Annotated in this window: 6 protein-coding genes; all 6 read right to left on the reverse strand. The window is 50.1% G+C overall.

Annotation, left to right across the window (positions count from 1 at the left end):
• Window positions 1–94: 94 nt before the first annotated feature.
• Window positions 95–3208 (reverse strand): RAP domain-containing protein, encoded by a 3114-nt coding sequence (locus O3276_RS02860; protein ID WP_269674281.1) that lies wholly within the window; start codon window positions 3206–3208, stop codon window positions 95–97.
• A gap of 147 nt (window positions 3209–3355) precedes the next feature.
• Window positions 3356–6160 carry a DUF1601 domain-containing protein gene (locus O3276_RS02865; RefSeq protein ID WP_269674282.1) on the reverse strand — a complete coding sequence of 935 codons (2805 nt, stop codon included), beginning with the start codon at window positions 6158–6160 and terminating at the stop codon, window positions 3356–3358.
• Between the two features lie 222 nt (window positions 6161–6382).
• Window positions 6383–8713: an RAP domain-containing protein gene (locus O3276_RS02870; RefSeq protein WP_269674283.1), complete on the reverse strand. Its 2331-nt coding sequence runs from the start codon at window positions 8711–8713 to the stop codon at window positions 6383–6385.
• Window positions 8714–8818: 105 nt separating this feature from the next.
• Window positions 8819–11401 (reverse strand): RAP domain-containing protein, encoded by a 2583-nt coding sequence (locus O3276_RS02875; RefSeq protein WP_269674284.1) that lies wholly within the window; start codon window positions 11399–11401, stop codon window positions 8819–8821.
• Between the two features lie 103 nt (window positions 11402–11504).
• Window positions 11505–14090, reverse strand: coding sequence for a DUF1601 domain-containing protein (locus tag O3276_RS02880; protein WP_269674285.1), 2586 nt, complete (start codon window positions 14088–14090; stop codon window positions 11505–11507).
• 51 nt (window positions 14091–14141) lie between these two features.
• Window positions 14142–16646 (reverse strand): DUF1601 domain-containing protein, encoded by a 2505-nt coding sequence (locus O3276_RS02885; RefSeq protein WP_269674286.1) that lies wholly within the window; start codon window positions 16644–16646, stop codon window positions 14142–14144.
• Between the last annotated feature and the right edge of the window lie 29 nt (window positions 16647–16675).

The raw sequence follows: 16675 nt of genomic DNA on the forward strand, positions 1-16675 counted from the left end.
ATTAATGCATGAAAATATAAAAAGCAGACTGCTGTGCAGTTCAGAAGTTCATTTTCTGGAAAAGTTTGCTTGAGTCATGATGGGAGGAAGGCGATTACTGGTTGTTTGTTTTCTTCCTCTTTGCCGGGTTGGTTTGCTCTGCTAAATGTTCTTCACCAGTAATGCATGCAGCACCTGCCCACCTTCTTTTAAGTGATACAGAGCCATACTCCTGTGGCGGGATACCTATCCTGGTCTTTATTTGATCAATGTATGTTTTCATTAAATCCTGACTCAAGAGCCTGTTAACCGGAATTTCAATGACCTCAAATCCGGATTTTTGCAACAGTGCGATTTTCAGCAGAGTCGAACCATTCCTGGTTTTGAAATCACTACCCACGTAATGAGAGGGGCCCTGCACTTCAATGACCATGTTGTGATCTGGCAGAAGCAGGTCAACCGGAGGTAATGAGTTCAGACTCTTTTCTTCTTCAATCTTCAAAGATGGAATAGATGATTGGAGTTGATCGCGGAAGTCGGCCTGGGTTTTTGAAATGGTTCTCTGGTAATGGCGAACGACCGGACAGGCTCTGCCAAGCCAACTTGCAGCCATGATCATGTTGGATTGTTCTTCTTCATTATCTGGCGAGGTATTTTCCAAGCGAGTCAACAGGTCATCCATGTGCTTTTCAAACTCGTTATTGTTATTGTTATTGGCATTGGAGTCTAGCGCCAACCTGGCACAGCATACCATGACTCCCCAGAGAGACATCGATATCTCTTCCTGAGAAAATTGAAGGTTCTCACTGATTCGATAGACAAGCGATTCGAACGCAGAGGTAGCCAGGTTCAGCTCAATGAGTTCACCCAGTTTGGCCGTGGCCCACAGCAGGTTGGCAATAGCCTGGGCATTAAATTGGTCTTTCTGTGCGTTCACGAGGGGCAACAGCGCGACCAAAGCCTTGTTGAGCCCTGGTGTCTGCTCCTGCCCGTTATCCACCAGTTTTGCCATGGCCCACAGCAGGTTGACGACTTCCTGTGGGTTAAAGTTAGCCTTTTGTACGATCACGCAGGTCAACAGCGCAGCCACCGTTTCGCTGTACTCTGGTGGCTGTTCGTACCCGTTGCCCACCAGTTTTGCCATGGCCCACAGCAGGTTGGCGATATGCTGGGGAATAAATTGGTCTTTATGTGTATTCACGCGGGGCAACAGCGTGGCCACAGCATCTTTGAGCTCTGGTGTCTGCTCCTGCCCGTTGTCCACCAGTTTCGCCATGGCCCACACCAGGTTGGCGATATGCTGGGGAATAAATTGGTTTTTCTGTGCATTCACGTGGGGCAACAGCGCGGCCACAGCCTCTTTGAGCTCTGGTGTTGTCTCCAGCCCGCTGTCCACCAGTTTCGCCATGGCCCACAGCAGGTTGGCGATTTCCTGTGGTGTAAAGTTAGCTTTCTGTGCATTCACTTGGGGCAATAGCACGGCCACGGCCTCTTTGAGTTCTGGTGTTCGCTCCTGCCCTTTGTCCACCAGTTTTGCCATGGCCCACAGCAGGCAGACGATATCCTGGACATTAAATTGGACTTCCTGTGCGTTCACGTGGGGCAATAGCGCGGCCACTGCCTCATTGAGCTCTGGTGTCCGGTCCTGCCCGTTGTCCACCAGTTTTGCCACGGCCCACAGCAGATTGGCGATCCCCTGTGGTTTAAAGTGAGCTTTCTGTGCGTTCACGAGAGGCAACAGCGCGGCCAAGGCCTCGTTGAACTCTGGTGTCCGCTCCAGCCCGTTGTCCACCAGTTTCGCCATGGCCCACAGCAGGTTGGCAAAATGCTGAGGAATAAATTGGTCTTTCTGTGCGTTCACGTGGTGCAACAGCACGGCCACGGCCTCGTTGAACTCTGGTGTCCGCTCCAGCCCGTTGTCCACCAGTTTCGCCATGGCCCACAGCAGGTTGGCAAAATGCTGAGGAATAAATTGGTCTTTCTGTGCGTTCACGTGGTGCAACAGCGAGGCCACGGCCTCTTTGAGCTCTGGCGTCCGCTCCTGGCCGTTGTCCACCAGTTTCGCCATGGCCCACAGCAGGTTGGCGATACCCTGGGCATTAAATTGGTCTTGCTGTGCGGTCACCTGGGGCAACAGCGCGGCCACCGCCTCTTTGAGCTCTGGTGTCCGGTCCTGCCCGTTGCCCACCAGTTTTGCCACGGCCCACAGCTGGTTGGTGATCCCCTGGGAATTAAATTGGTCTTTCTGCGCGACCACGAGGGGCAACATCGCGGCTACGGTCTCTTTGAGCCCTGGTGTTCGCTCAGGCCTGTTGTCCACCAGTTTCGCCAAGGCCCACAGCAGGTTGGCGATATGCTGAGGAATAAATTGGTCTTTCTGTGCGTTCACATGGGGTAACAGCGCGGCCACTGCTTCTTTGAGCTCTGGTGTCCACTCCTCGTTGTCCACCAGTTTCGCCATGGCCCACAGCAGGTTGGTGATACCCTGAGGAATAAATTGGTCTTGCTGTGCATTCACGTGGGGCAACAGGGCGGCCACGGTCTCTTTGAACTCTGGTGTCTGCTTCTGCCCGTTGTCCACCAGTTTCGCCATGGCCCACAGCAGGTTGGAGGTTCCCAGGGCATCAATATCCCTGGCTTGAGGTTTTTGGTTGCACTTGAATATTATTGCATCAAGAAGCGTGGACAATAAGGCAGCTTGAGTGAGCTTAACACGCTGATCCACGGGTTTATGAGGGGTAAAAACACCCGCTGAAGTCAATGAATGAAGTGTTGTCGTCAGGCTTCGCCAATTCCAGCTCCGGGTTGCGGTAAAATTTTGCAGCAAACGCATCAGCTGGCTTTGTTCTGTTCGATTTAACGGTCTTTTAACAGCTGATGAGTATTTTTTAATTGAACTGGCATACTGACCGTGATTTCTCCCATCATAGCGATGACCGAAACGTTCCGATTTACTCACCAGATCATCCACTATTTCCTGTTTGATGAGGGCATTAAAATCTTGAGCAGAGTTTACTGAACGGCACTGTAGATGTTGAGAAGAGCGTGTGCCGGGAGAATGGTAAAATTCATTGCGACCTGGTGCAGTGTGGGGGGAATTATTCCATTGTCTGACTGTGGCATGCCTGTATCGCCCACGCCTTGAGGAAGGAGCATGACCATTCGATTGGTTGTAACCGTTATCTGATCTTGTGTATTTACCACTGATGCCAGCAGAGCTTTTATCCATGACTATATTTCATTAATTCATGAAAATATAAAAAGCAGACTGCTGTTCTGTTGAGAAGTTCATTTTGCAAAAAAGTTTACTTGAGTCATGATGAGAGGAAGGCGATGACTGGCTGCTTGTTTTCTTCCTGTTTGCTGGGTTGGTTTGCTATTTTGAATGTTCTTCACCAGTCACGTATGCAGCATCTGCCCACCCTCTTTTAAGTGATACACCGTCATGAGCCTGTGGCGCGATGATTGCCCTGATCTTTATTTGATCAATATAGGGTTTCATTAAATCTTTCTTCAAAAGCTGGTTAGCCGGGATTTCAATGACCTCAAATCCTGCTTTTTGCAACAGTGCGATTTTCAGCAGAGTCGAACCATTCCTGGTTTTGAAATCACCACCTACGTAATGACGCGGTCCCTGAACTTCAATCACCATGTTGTGATCGGGCAGTAGCAGGTCAACCGGAGGTAATGAGTTCAGACTCTTTTCTTCTTCAATCCTCAAAGATGGAATAGATGATTTGAGTTGATCGCGGAAGTCGACCTGGTTTTTTGAACTGTTTGTGTGGTAATGGCGAACGACTGGACAGGCTCTGCCAAGCCAACTGGCAGCCAGGGTAATGATGGATTGTTCCTCTTCATTGTCTGGCGAGGTATTTTCCAGGCGAGTGAGCAGGTCATCCATGTGCTTTTCAAACACGTTGCTTTTATTAGCATTGGAATCCAGAAACAACCTGGCACAGCATACCATTACTCCCCAAAGAGACAACGGTATCTCTTGCTGAGAAAACTGAGGGTTCTCACTGATTCGATAGACAAGCGATTCGAACGTAGAGGTAACCACGGTCAGCTCAAGGAGTTCACCCAGTTTCGCCATGGTCCAAAGCAGGTTAGCGATTTCATGTGGTTTAAAGTTAGCTTTTTGTGCGTTCACGAGAGGCAACAGCGCGACCAAAGCCTCGTTGAGCTCTGGTGTCCGCTCCTGCGCGTTGTCCACCAGTTTCGCCATGGCCCATAGCAGGTTGGCGATACCCTGGGCATTAAATTGGTCTTTCTGTGCGTGCATGCGGGGTAACAGCGCGGCTACGGCCTCCATGAGCCCTGGTATCTTCTTCTGCCCGTTGTCCACCAGTTTTGCCATGGCCCACAGCAGGTTGGCGATACCTTGTGGTTTAAAGTTAGCTTTCTGGATGTTCACGTGGGGCATGAGCGCGGCTATGGCCTTGCTGAGTCCTGGAGTCGGCTCCTGTCCGCTGTCCACCAGTTTCGTCATGGCCCATAGCAGGTTGGCGATGTGCTGAGGAATAAATTGGTCTTTCTGTGCGTTCACGTGGGGCAACAGCACGGCCACGGCCTCGTTGAGTTCTGGTGTCTGTTCCTGCCCGTTGTCCACCAGTTTTGCTATGGCCCACAGCAGGTTGGTGATTTCCTGAGGAATAAAGTTAGCTTTCTGTGCGTTCACGTGACGCAACAGCGCGGTTACTGCTTTTTTCAGCTCAGCTGTCTGCTCTTGCCCGTTATCCACCAGTTTTGCCATGGCCCACAGCAGGTTGGTGATTTGCTGAGGATTAAAGTTAGCTTTCTGTGCGTTCACGTGGCGCAACAGCGCGGTCACTGCTTTTTTGAGCTCAGCTGTCTGCTCCTGCCCGTTGTCCACCAGTTTCGCCATGGCCCACAGCAGATTGACAATCCCCTGTGGTTTAAAGTCAGGTTTCTGTGCGTTAACGTGGGCCAACAGCTTGGCCAGGGCTTCGTTGAACTCTGGTGTCTGCTCCTGCCCGTTGTCCACCAGTTTCGCCATGGCCCACAGCAGGTTGGCAATACCCTGGGCATTAAGTTGGTTTTTTTGTGCGTCCACGAGGGGCAACAGGGCAGCCACGGCCTCGTTGAGCTCTGGTGTCTGCTCCTGCCCATTGTCCACCAGTTTCGCCATGGCCCACAGCAGGTTGGTGATGTGCTGAAAAATAAATTGGTTTTTCTTTGTTTTCACGAGGGGCAGCAGTGCGGCTACGGCCTCGTTGAGCCCTGGTGTCCGCTTCAGCCCATTGTCCACCAGTTTCGCCATGGCCCACAGCAGGTTGGCAATGCCCTGGGCATTAAGTTGGTTTTTCTGTGCTTGCACGAGGGGCAACAGGGCGGCCACGGCCTCGTTGAGCTCTGCTGTTCGCTCTTGCCCGTTGTCCAGCAGTTTCGCCATGGCCCACACCAGATTGGCGACTTCTTGTGGGTTAAAGTGAGCTTTCTGTGCGTTCACGTGGGACAACAGCGCGGCCATGGCCTTGTTGAATTCTGGTGTCTGCTCTTGACCGTTATCCACCAGTTTCGTCATGGCCCACAGCAGGTTGGCGATTCCCTGGGCATCAATATCCCATGCTTCAGCTTTTTTGTTGCACTTGAATCTTATTGTATCCAGTAGCGTTGACAATAAGGCAGCTTGAGTACCCTTGACACGCTCATCCACGGGTTTATGAGGGGTAAAAACACCTGCTGACGTCAATGAGTGAAATGTTGTCGTCAGGCTTCGCCAATTCCAGCTCCGCGTTGCTGCGAAATTTTGCAGCAAACGCATCAGCTGGCTTTGTTCCGCTCGATTTAACGGTCTTTTGGCAGCTAACGTGTATTTTTTAACTGAACTGGCATACAGGCCGTGATCTCTCCCATCATAGCGATGACCGAAACGTTTTGATTTCCTCACCAGACCAGCCATTATTTCTGGTTCGATGAGGGTATTAAAATCTTGAGCAGAGTTTACTGAACGGTGCATTAAATATTGAGAAGGGCTTGTGCCAGAAGAATGGTGAAATTTATTACATCCCGGGGTAGAGCGGGGGTGACTATCCCGCTGTCTGACTGAGGCATGTCTATATCGCCCACGCCTTGAAGAAGGGGTACGGCCATTCGGGTGGTTGTAACCGTTATCTGATCTTGTGTATTGACCACTGATACCAGCAGAACTTTTATCCATAATTATATTTCATTCATTCATGAAAATATAAAAAGCAGACTGCTGTCCTGCGCAGAAGTTCATTGTGCGGAAAAGTTTACTTGAGTCATGATAGGAGGAAGGCGATTACTGGCTGTTTGTTTTCTTCTTCTTTGCCGGGTTGGTTTGCTCTGCTAAATGTTCTTCGGCAGTAACGTATGCAGCATCTGTCCACGCTTTTTTAAGTGATACAAAGCCATGCCCCTATGGCGGGATGCCTATTCTGATCTTTATTTGATCAACATATAGTTTCATTAAATCTTTCTTCAGAAGCTGGTTAGTCGGGATTTCAATGACCTCAAATCCTGCTTTTTGTAACAGTGCGATTTTAAGCATAGTCGAACCATTCCTGGTGTTGAAATCACCACCCACGTAATGAGAGGGGCCCTGCACCTCAATCACAATGTTGTGATCTGGCAGAAGCAGGTCAACCGGAGGTAATGAGTTCAGACTCTTTTCTTCTTCAATCTTCAAAGATGGAATAGATGATTGGAGTTGATCACGAAAGTCGGCTTGGTTTTTTGAAATGGTGGTCTGGTAATGGGGGACCACCGGACACGCTCTCCCAAGCCAACTTGCGGCCATGGCAATGATGGATTGAACCTCTGCATTTTCTGGGGATGTATTTTCCAGGCGAGTAAACAGGTCATCCATGTGCTTTTCAAGCACGTTATTTTTATTGGCATTGGGAACCAGAGACAACCTGGCACACCAAACCATGACTCCCCAGAGAGACATCAATATATCTTGCTGAGAGAGCTGAGGGATTTCACTGATTAGGTAGACAAGCGATTCAAACGTGGATGTAACCATGTTCAGCTCAACGAGCTCACCCAGTTTCGCAGTGGCCCACAGCAGGTTGGCAATACCCTGGGCATTAAATTGGCCTTTCTGTTCGCTCACCCGGGGCAACAGCGCAGCCACCGCCTCTTTAAACTCTGGTGTCTGCTCCTGATCGTTGTCCACCAGTTTCGCTATGGCCCACAGCAGGTTGGTGATTTCCTGTGGCTTAAAGTTAGCTTTTTGTGCGTACACGTGGGGCAACAGTTCGGCCACAGCCCCTTTGAGCGCTGGTGACCACTCCTGCTTGCTGTCCACCAGTTTCGCCATGGCCCACAGCAGGTTGGCGATTTCCTGTGGCTTAAAGTTAGCTTTTTGTGCGTACATGTGGGGCAACAGTGTGGCCACAGCCCCTTTGAGCGCTGGTGACCACTCCTGCCTGCTGTCCACCAGTTTCGCCATGGCCCACAGCAGGTTGGCGATTACCTGTGGTTTAAAGTTAGGTTTCTGCGCGTTCACGTGGGGCAACAGCGCGGCCAAGGCTTTGTTGAACTCTGGTGTCTGCTCCAGCCCATTGTCCACCAGTTTCGCCATGGCCCACAGCAGGTTGGCGATACCCTGTGGTTTAAAGTTAGCTTTCTGTGCGTTCACGTGGGACAACAGCGCGGCCACGGCCTCTTTGAGCCCTGGTGTTTGCTCCAGTCCGTTGTCCGCCAGTTTCGCCATGGCCCACAGCAGGTTGGCGATATGCTGAGAAATCAATTGGTCTTTCTGTGCGTTCACGAGGGGCAACAGGGCGACCACGGCCTCGTTGAGCCCTGGTGTCCGCTCCAGCCCGTTGTCCACCAGCTTCGCCATGGCCCACAGCAGGTTGGCGATAGCCTGAGGAATAAATTGGTCTTTCTGTGCGCTAACGAAGGGCAACAGGGCGGCCATGGCCTCGTTGAGCCCTGGTGTCCGCTCCTGCCCATTGTCCACCAGTTTCGCCATGGCCCACAGCAGGTTGGCAATATGCTGAGGAATAAATTGGTCTTTCTGTACGTTCACGTGGGGCAACAACACGGCTACGGCCTCGTTGAGCCCTGGTGTTAGTTCCTGCCCGTTGTCCACCAGTTTCGCCATGGCCCACAGCAGATTGGCGATTTCCTGAGCTCCAATATCACTGGCTTCAGGTTTTTGGTTGCAATTGAATATTATTGCATCCAGTAGCGTCGATAATAAGGCAGCTTGAGTGAGCTGAACACGCTCATCCATGGGTTTATGAAGGGTAAAAACACCCGCTGAAGTAAATGAGTGCAGTGTTGTCGTCAGGCTTCGCCAATTCCAGCTCCGTGTTGCTGTGAAATTTTGCAGCAAACGCATCAGCTGGCTTTGTTCCGCTTGATTTAAAGGCCTTTTAGACGCTGACGTGTATTTTTTAATTGTACTGGCATATAGACCGTGATCTCTCCCATCATAGCGATGACCGAAACGATCCGATTTACTCAACAGACCAGCCATTATTTCCTTTTTGGTGAGGGCATTAAAATTTTGAGCAGGGTTTACTGAACGGTGTAGTAGATATTGAGAAGGGCCTGCGGCAGCAGAATGGTAAACTTTATTACGCCTCGGGGTTGTGCGTGGAGTATTATCCCACTGTCTGACTGTGGCTTGTCTATATCGCCCACGCCTGTAAGCGGCACGGTCATTCGGTTGGTTGTCATCATTACCTGATCTTGCGTATTGACCACTGATACCAGCAGAACTTCTATCCATAATTATATTTCATTAATTCATGAAAATATAAAAAGCAGACTGCTGTTCTGCTCAGAAGTTCATTGTGCGGAAAAGTTTACTTGAGTCATGATGGAAGGAAGGCGATTAGTGGATGCTTGTTTTCTTCCTCTTTGCCGGGTTGGTTTGCTCTTGTAAATGTTCTTCACCAGTCCCGTATGCAGCATCTGTCCACCCTCTTTTAAGTGAAACAGAGTCATGCCCCTGTGGCGGGATGCCTATCCTGATCTTTATTTGATCAATATAGGGTTTCATTAAATCTTTGTTCAAAAGCCGGTTAGCCGGGATTTCAATGACCTCAAATCCTGCTTTTTGCAGCAGTGCGATTTTCAGCAGAGTCGAACCTTTCCTGGTTTTAAAATCACCACCCAGGTAATGATATGGTCCCTGAATTTCAATCACAATATTGTGATCTGGCAAAAGCAGGTCAACCGGAGGCAATGAGTTCAGACTCTTTTCTTCTTCAATCTTCAAAGATGGAATAGATGATTGGAGTTGATCGTGGAAGCCGGCCTGGGTTTTTGAGATGGCTGTCTGGTAATGGAGAACGACCGGACAGAATCTGCCAAGCCAACTTGCGGCCATGAACATGATGAATTGATCATCTTCTTTTCCTGGCGAGGTATTTTCCAGGCGAGTCAACAGGTCATCCATGTGCTTTTCAAACACATTAGTTTTATTGGCATTGGAGTCTAGAGCCAACCTGGCACAGCATACAACTACTCCCCAGAGAGACATCGATATCTCTTCCCGAGAAAACTGCAGGTTCTTACTGATTCGATAGACAAGCGATTCGAACGTAGAGGTAGCCAGATTCAGCTCAATGAGTTCACCCAGTTTGGCCGTGGCCCACAGAAGGTTGGCAATAGCCTGGGCATTGAATTGGTCTTTCTGCGCGTTCACGAGGGGCAACAGCGCGACCACAGCCTCGTTGAGCCCTGGTGTCTGCTCCTGCCCGTTATTCGCCAGTTTCGCCATGGCCCAAAAAAGGTTGGCGATTTCCTGTGGGTTAAAGTTTGCTTTTTGTACGATCACGCAGGGCAACAGCGCGACCACAGCTTCGTTGAGTCCTGGTAACTGTTTCTGCCCGTTGTCCACCAGTTTCGCCAGGGCCCACAGCAGGTTGGCGATTTCCTGTGGGTTAAAGTTCGCTTTTTGTACGATCACGCAGGTCAACAGCACAGCCACGGTTTCGTTGAACTCCGGTGTCTGCTCGTACCTGTTGTCTATCAGTTTCGCCATGGCACACAAGAGGTTGGCGATATGCTGGGGAATAAATTGGTCTTTCTGTGCATTCACGTGGGGCAACAGCGCGGCCATAGCATTTTTGAACTCTGGTGTTTTCTCCAGCCCGCTGTCCACCAGCTTCGCCATGGCCCATACCAGATTGGTGGTTTCCTGTGGTTTAAAGTCAGCTTTCTGTGCGTTCACTTGGGGCAACAGCACGGTCACGACCCCGTTGAGGCCTGGTGTCCGCTCCAGCCCGTTGTCCACCAGTTTCGCCATGGCCCACAGCAGGTTGGCGATATGCTGAGGAATAAACTGGTTTTTCTGTTTGTTCACGCAGGGCAACAGCGCGACCACGGCCTGGTTGAAATCTGGTGTCTGCTCCAGCCCGTTGTCCACCAGTTTCGCCATGGCCCACAGCAGGTTGGCGATATGCTGAGGAATAAATTGGTCTTTCTGTACATTCACCTGGGGGAACATCGCGACCACGGCCTCTTTGAGCCCCGGTGTCTGCTCCTGTCCATTGTCCACCAGTTTCGCCATGGCCCACAGCAGATTGGCGATACCCTGTGGTTTAAAGTTAGGTTTCTGTGCGTTCACGTGGGGCAACAGCGCGACCACGGCCTGGTTGAAATCTGGTGTCCGCTCCAGCCCGTTGTCCACCAGTTTCGCCATGGCCCACAGCAGGTTGGCGATAGCCTGAGGAACAAATTGATCTTTCTGTACGTTTACGTGGGGCAACAACACGGCCACAGCCTCTTTGAGTCCTGCGGTCAGCTCCTGCCCGTTGTCCACCAGTTTCGCCATGGCCCACAGCAGGTTAGCGATTTCCTGAGCAACAATATCACTGGTTTCAGGTTTTTGGTTGCACTTGAATATTATTGCATCCAATAGCGTCGATAATAAGGCAGCCTGAGTGAGCTGAACACGCTCATCCATGGGTTTATGAGGGGTAAAAACACCCGCTGAAGTAAATGAGTGCAGTGTTGTCGTCAGGCTTCGCCAATTCCAGCTTCGGGTTGCTGAGAAATTTTGCAGCAAGCGCATCAGCTGGCTTTGTTCTGTTCGACTTAGCGGTCTTTTAGCAGTTGTCGTGTATTTTTTAATTGAACTGGCATATTGCCCATGATTTCTCCCATCATAGCGATGACCGAAACGACCCGATTTACTCACCAGATCATCCATTATTTCCTGTTTGATGAGGGCATTAAAATCCTGAGTCGGGTTGACAGAACGGCGCACTGGATGTTGAGAAAAGCATGGGCCTGAAGAATGGTAAAATTGATTATGCCACGGGGTAGAGCGGGGGGGATTATCTTGATGTCTGACTGTACACTGTCTATACCGTCCACGCTTTGAAGTAGCAGCATAGTTATCCGGTTGGTTGTAATCATTACCTGGTCTTGCGTAATTATCACTGATACCGGCAGAACTTTTATCCATAATTATATTTCATTTATTCATGAATATAAAAAGCAGACTGCTGTTCTGTTCAGAAGTTCATTTCGCGGAAAAGTTTACTTGAGTCATGATGGGAGGAAGGCGATTACTGGTTGCTTGTTTTCTGCCTTTTTGTTGGGTTGGTTTGCTCTGCTAAATGTTCTTCGGCTGTAACGTATGCAGCATCTGTCCACGCTCTTTTATGTGATACAAAGCCATGCTCCTTTGGCAGGATGCTTATCCTGGTCTTTATTTGATCAATGTATGGTTTCATTAAATCATGACTAAAGAGCATGTTACCCGGAATTTCAATGACCTCAAATCCGGATTTTTGCAACAGTGCGATTTTCAGCAGAGTCGAACCGTTCCTGGTATTGAAATCACCACCCACGTAATGAAAGGGGCCCTGAACTTCGATCACTATGTTGTGATCTGGCAGTAGCAGGTCAACCGGAGGTAATGAGTTCAGACTCTTTTCTTCTTCAATCTGCAGAGATGGAATAGATGATTGGAGTTGATCGCGGAAGTCAGCCTGGGTTTTTGAAATGGTTTTCTGGTAATGGGGGACGACCGGAGAGGCTCTGCCAAGCCAACTTGCGGCCATGATCATGACGGATTGATCACCTACATTATCTGGCGAGGTATGTTCCAGGCGAGTCAACAGGTCACCCATGTGCTTTTCAAGCACGTTATTTTTATAGGTATTGGAGTATAGAGCCATCCTGGCACAGTATACCATGACTCCCCAGAGAGACATCGATATCCCTTCCTGAGAAAACTGAAGGTTCTCACTGATTCGACAGACGAGCGATTCGAACGTAGAGGTAGCCACGTTCAGCTCAACGAGTTCACCCAGTTTGGCCGTGGCCCACAGCAGGTTGGCAATACCCTGGGCATTAAATTGGTCTTTCTGTGCATTCACGTGGGGCAACAGTGCGGCCACAGCTTCTTTGAGGTCTGGTGTTTGCTCCAGCCCGTTGTCCACCAGCTTTGCCATGGCCCACAGCAGGTTGGTAATTGCCTGTGCTTCATAGTTAGCTTTCTGTGCATTCACTTGGGGCAACAGTGCGGCCACGGCCTCATTGAATTCTGGTGTCTGCTCGTACCCGTTGTCCACCAGTTTCGCCATGGCCCACAGCAGGTTGGCGATATCCTGGGGATTAAATTGGGCTTTCTGTGTGTTCACGCAGGGCAACAGTGCGGCCACAGCCTCTTTGCGCTCTGGTGTCTGCTCCTGCTTGTTGTCCACCAGTTTCGCCATGGCCCAAAGCTGGTTGGCGATCCCCTGGGCATTAAATTGGTCTTTCTGTCCGATCACGAGGGGCAAAAGTCCGGCTACGGTCTCTTTGAGCCCTGGTGTTCGCTCCTGTCCGTTGTCCACCAGTTTCGCCATGGCCCACAGCAGGTTGGCGATCCCCTGTGGCTTAAAGTCAGGTTTCTGTGCGTTCACGAGGGGCAACAGTACGGCCACGGCCTCGTTGAATTCTGGTGTCTGCTCGTACCCATTGTCCACCAGTTTCGCCATGGCCCACATCAGGTTGGCGATATCCTGGGGATTAAATTGGTCTTTCTGTGTGTTCACACAGGGCAACAGTGCGGCCACAGCCTCTTTGAGCTCTGGTGTCTGCTCCTGCCCGTTGTCCACCAGTTTCGCCATGGCCCACAACAGGTTGGTGATTTCCTGAGGTTTAAAGTGAGCTTTCTGAGCCCTCACTCGGAGCAGTAGTACGCCCAAGGTCGCGTTGAACTCTGGTGTTTGCTCCTGCCCGTTGTCCATCAGTTTCGCTATGGCCCACAGCAGGTTGGCAATATGCCGGGTATTAAATTGGTCTTTCTTCTGTGCGTTCACATGGGACAACAGCGAAGCCACGGCCTCGTTGAGCTCTGGCGTCCGCTCCTGCCCGTTGTCCACCAGCTTTGCCATGGCCGACAGCAGGTTGGCAATACCCTGGGTCTTAAATTGGCCTTTCTGTGCGTTCACGTGGGGCAACAGCGCGACAACGGCCTCGTTGAACTCTGGTGTCCGCTCCTGCCCGTTGTCCAATATTTTTGCCATGGCCCACAGCAGGTTCGCGACACCCTGGGCATCAATATTTCTGGCTTCAGGTTTTTGGTTGCAGTTAAATGTTATTGAATCAAATAGCGTTGACAATAAGGCAGCTTGAGTAAGTTTAACTCGCGCATCCATGGGTTTATGAACGGTAAACACACCCGCTGAAGTCAATGAGTGCATTGTTGTCGTCAGGCTTCGCCAATTCCAGCTCCGGGTTGCGGTGAAATTTTGCAGCAAACGCATCAGCTGGCTTTGTTCCGCTCGATTTAACGGTCTTTTAGCCGCTAACGTGTATTTTTTAACTGAACTGGCATACAGGCCGTGATCTCTCCCATCATAGCGATGACCGAAACGATGCGATTTACTCACCAGATCATCCATTATTTCCTGTTTGATGAGGACATTAAACTCTTGAGCAGAGTTGACTGAACGGTGAAGTAAATATTGAGAAGGGCGTGTGCCGGTAGAATGGTGAAATTCATTACATCCAGGGATAGAGCGGGGGTGACTACCCCGCTGTCTGACTGTGGCATGTCTATATCGCCCACGCCCTGAAGAAGGGGCATGGCCATTCGGTTGGTTGTAACCGTTACCTGATCTTGCGTATTGACCACTGATACCAGCAGAACGTCTATCCATAATTATATTTCATTAATTCATGAAAATATAAAAAGCAGACTGCTGTTCTGCTCAGAAGTTCATTTTGCGGAAAAGTTTACTTGAATCATGATGAGAGGAAGGCGATTGTTGACTGTTTGTTTTCTGCCTCTTTGCCGGGTTAGTTTGCTCTCCTAAATGTTCTTCACCAGTAACCCATGCAGCATCTGTCCACCTTCTTTTAAGTGATACAGAGCCATGCTCATGTGGCGGAATACCTATTCTGGTCTTTATTTGATCAATGTATAGTTTCATTAAATCCTGACTCAAGAGCCTGTTAACCGGAATTTCAATGACCTCAAATCCTGCTTTTTGCAACAGTGCGATTTTCAGCAGAGTCGAACCATTCCTGGTTTTGAAATCACCACCTACGTAATGACCCGGTCCCTGAACTTCAAGAACCATGTTGTGATCTGTCAGAAGCAGGTCAACCGGAGGTAATGAGTTCAGACTCTTTTCTTCTTCAATCTTCAAAGATGGAATAGATGATTGGAGTTGATCGCGGAAGTCGGCTTGGGTATTTGAAATGGTTGTCTGGTAATGGGGGACGACCGGACACGCTCTGCCAAGCCAACTTGCGGCCAGTACTATGGTGCGTTGATCCTCTTCATTGTGCAGGAATGTATTTGCCAGACGGGTAAACAGGTCGTCCATGTGCTTTTCAAGCACGTTATTTTTATTGGCATTGGAGTCTAGAGACAACCTGGCACAGCATACCATGACTCCCCAGAGAGACATCGATATCTCTTCCTGAGAAAACTGAAGCTTCTCACTGATTCGATAGACAAGCGATTCGAACGTAGAGGTAGCCAGGTTCAGCTCAATGAGTTCACCCAGTTTGGCCGTGGCCCACAGCAGGTTGGCAATACCCTGGGCATTAAATTGGTCTTTCTGTCCGTTCACGCAGGTCAACAGCGCAGCCACCGCTTCGCTGAACACTGGTGTCTGTTCGTACCCGTTGCCCACAAGTTTTGCCATGGCCCACAGCAGATTGGTGATATGCTGGGGAATAAATTGGTCTTTCTGTGCGTTCACGCTGGGCAACAGCGCGGCCACGGCCTCGTTGAGCTCTGGTGTTTTCTCCAGCCCTTTGTCCACCAGTTTCGCCATGGCCCACAGCAGGTTGGCAGTTTGCTGAAGAAAAAATTGGTCTTTCTGTGCGTTCACGTGGGGCAACAGCGCGGCCACGGCCTCTTTGAGTTCTGGTGTCTGCTTCTGCCCGCTGTCCACCAGTTTCGCCATGGCCCACAGCAGGTTAGCGATACCCTGTGGTTTAAAGTGAGCGTTCTGTGTGTTCACGTGGGGCAACAGCGCGGCCACGGCCTCTTTGAGTTCTGGTGTCGGCTCCTGCCCGTTGTCCACCAGTTTTGCCATGGCCCACAGCAGGTTGGCGATGCCCTGGGCCTTAAATTGGTCTTTCTGTGCGTTCACGAGGGGCAACAGGACGGCCACGGCCACTTTGAGCCCTGGTGTCTGCTCCTGCCCGTTGTCCACCAGTTTCGCCATGGCCCACAGCAGGTTGGCGATATGCCGAGGAATAAATTGGTCTTTCTGCGCGTTCACGAGAGGCAACAGGGCGGCCACTGCCTCGTTGAGCCCTGGTGTCTGCTGCTGCGTATTTTCCACCAGTTTCGCCATGGTCCATAGCAGGTTGGCGATATGCTGAGGAATAAATTGCTCTTTTTGTGCGTTCACGTGGGGCAACAGCGCGGCCAAGGCCCTTTTGAGCTCTGGTGTCGGCTCCTGCCCGTTGTCCACCAGTTTCGCCATGGCCCAGAGCAGGTTGGTGATTTCCTGTGGTTTAAAGTTTGCTTTTTGTACGATTACGCAGGTCAACAGCGCAGCCACCGCTTCGTTGAACTCTGGTGTCTGCTCGTGCCCGTTGTCCACCAGTTTCGCCATGGCCCACAGCAGGTTGGCGATTCCCGGGGCATCAATATCCCTGGCTTCAGGTTTTTGGTTACAGTTAAATATTATTGCATCAAGTAGCGTTGACAATAAGGCAACTTGAGTGAGCTTAACATGCCCATCCATGGGTTTATGAAGGGTAAAAACACCCGCTGAAGTAAATGAATGAAATGTTGTCGTCAGGCTTCGCCAATTCCAGCTCCGGGTTGCTGTGAAATTTTGCAGCAAATGCATCAGCTGGCTTTGTTCCGCTTGATTTAACGGTCTTTTAGCAGCTGACGTGTATTTTTTAATTGAACTGGCATAGTGCCCGTGATTTCTCCCATCATAGCGATGACCGAAACGTTCCGATTTCCTCACCAGACCAGCCATTGTTTCTGGTTTGATGAGGGCGTTAAAATCTTGAGCAGAGTTTACTGAACGGCACTGTAGATGTTGATAGGAGCGTGTGCCAGAAGAATGGTAATATTCATTGCGACCCGGGGCAGTGCGGGTGGGATTATCCCATGGTCTGACTGTGGTATGTCTGTATCGCCCACGCCTTGAAGAAGTGGCATGGCCATTCGGTTGGTTGTAACTGTTATTTGATCTTTTGTATTGATCACTGATACCAGCAGAACTTCTATCCATAATTATATTTCATTAATTCATGAAAATAT

The organism is Endozoicomonas sp. GU-1 (genome assembly GCF_027366395.1).
GTDB lineage: Bacteria > Pseudomonadota > Gammaproteobacteria > Pseudomonadales > Endozoicomonadaceae > Endozoicomonas.

Coding starts and splice junctions, on each gene's coding strand:
- O3276_RS02860 (WP_269674281.1), bottom strand. CDS start 3,208: ATGGATAAAAGCTCTGCTGGCATCAGTGGTAAATACACAAGATCAGAT.
- O3276_RS02865 (WP_269674282.1), bottom strand. CDS start 6,160: ATGGATAAAAGTTCTGCTGGTATCAGTGGTCAATACACAAGATCAGAT.
- O3276_RS02870 (WP_269674283.1), bottom strand. CDS start 8,713: ATGGATAGAAGTTCTGCTGGTATCAGTGGTCAATACGCAAGATCAGGT.
- O3276_RS02875 (WP_269674284.1), bottom strand. CDS start 11,401: ATGGATAAAAGTTCTGCCGGTATCAGTGATAATTACGCAAGACCAGGT.
- O3276_RS02880 (WP_269674285.1), bottom strand. CDS start 14,090: ATGGATAGACGTTCTGCTGGTATCAGTGGTCAATACGCAAGATCAGGT.
- O3276_RS02885 (WP_269674286.1), bottom strand. CDS start 16,646: ATGGATAGAAGTTCTGCTGGTATCAGTGATCAATACAAAAGATCAAAT.